A 533-nucleotide genomic window follows, 5' to 3' on the forward strand; every position below is an offset into this window, starting at 1 on the left:
CGTCTTCAAATTATCGTACAGCCCTATTCTGTACCGATTTCTTTGCGCGGCAGGTATTACTACCGTAGCGGAAGCGTGAAACAGGAATTGACAGGGGCGGCTCTAAACGAATTTTTGCTCAAACGTGCAGGTCACACTTGGGACGATGTGATTGAAGAAGATGCTTCGTTTGATGATATTGATGAGGCAACCATAAAAAAATATTTGCGGAAAGCAGAAGAAGCCGGACGTTTGCCCGATATTGACGGACTTTCCACGCCCGAACTGTTGGAGAAACTGCGTTTATCGAAAAACGGCAAACTCAAACGAGCGGCAATCGTATTGTTCGGCAAAGACCCCGGACGGTTTTATCCGAATACCTTCGTGAAAATAGGCAAATTTGAAGACGACGGTTTCACCATTCGTTTTCAGGAGATGGAAGACGGAAATATTATTCAGGTGTTAGACAGGGTTTTGCGCACAATCGACCACAAGTTTTTGATTCGCAATATCTCGTTTGAAGGAATGAATCGCGTTGAAACACTCGAATACCC

The 533-nt window shown here is 44.8% G+C and carries 1 pseudogene; it reads left to right on the top strand.

Features of this window, described 5'->3' with window-relative positions:
- A pseudogene (locus tag ASC50_RS03790) lies at positions 1–533 on the top strand (ATP-binding protein); the annotation flags it as partial.

The organism is Candidatus Symbiothrix dinenymphae, assembly GCF_001431085.1.